The organism is Ferroplasma sp. Type II, from assembly GCF_000496155.1.
In genome coordinates this window covers 4849-5863 of sequence record NZ_KI542760.1, presented here as the reverse complement: position 1 = coordinate 5863, position 1015 = coordinate 4849, and the positions used below count along the sequence as shown (strand labels likewise).

Genomic DNA, 1015 nt, shown 5'->3' with positions numbered 1-1015 from the left:
ACAGAGCTTGCTGTCGGCTACGTATATGAAATCTGATCTGCCGGATAAATCCCTCAGAAAATTCCATGTATCTATGTGCGTTTCCACGTCCTGTGTGTTTCCGTCCAGTGCCATGTAGTGCACGGGAACAGAATGATCTGAACTGACCGTCAAGGTCCAGAGGAGCTGCTTCAGATCCGGTCTGTGATCCTTGTTGTGCCCGTATGTTATTTCAGCAGTCTCCTTTCCCCTCTTATCTGATCCATCAGCATCCTCGTAATCGCCGGAAAATGTTATTGTTGTGCTGTCGTTGTGGAATTCATTCATGCTTATTCCGAATTTCTCGACAACGCTTTTCACGATTTCAACAAGCATAGATCCCCTGTCAGCATCAAAGAGCACATCAAGCGATCTGCCAATTCTGTCATCGTTAATATGCGCTGCCTGATCCCGGGAAACACCAAGAAGTGACGGCTCTATTGACGATGCCCATTTCCCAATACCGTATACCGGTTCCCTTTCCGTCAGTATGTTCCTTAACAGAATCAGGAGACATGATGTGTGTGGAACCATGCCTCCTCCACCCATGCGTGAAGAAAGTATGTCGGATAATCCAATTCTGTGTATGTACCTGTTTATTATGGGGATGGCGTAGATCCACCTTGTCTGGAGTTCATGCTTATCCGAACCTGACTGTTGAACCATTGCATGTGTATATACTATAGGTATATATACCTATAGTTAATCCCGATCAATGAAGGAGGCGGATCCATGTCAGTGGATAAACTGGAAGATCTAAGGAAACAGGTCAAAGAGCAATCTCATGAACTAAAAAATATCGATTTTGCTCTTCACGGAACCGTATGGAAGCACTACATGAAATGCGGTAATGTGAAGTGCAAATGCCATGCCAGTCCTCCAAAACTACATGGACCCTACTATGACTGGTCAAGGAAGGTAAAGGGAAAGACTGTGAACATAAGGTTATGTGAAGAACAGGCAAAGATTGTTGAAGAGTGGATACAGAACATGAAAC

At 44.5% G+C, this 1015-nt stretch carries 2 protein-coding genes; one reads left to right on the top strand and one right to left on the bottom strand.

Features of this window, described 5'->3' with window-relative positions:
* The coding region (locus AMDU4_RS10200; protein WP_290705001.1) for a DUF4277 domain-containing protein at positions 1-684 on the bottom strand (684 nt) is incomplete at its 3' end.
* Positions 685-750: 66 nt separating this feature from the next.
* Here AMDU4_RS10200 and AMDU4_RS10195 point away from each other — a divergent pair.
* The coding region (locus AMDU4_RS10195) for a DUF6788 family protein (RefSeq protein ID WP_290704998.1) at positions 751-1015 on the top strand (265 nt) is incomplete at its 3' end.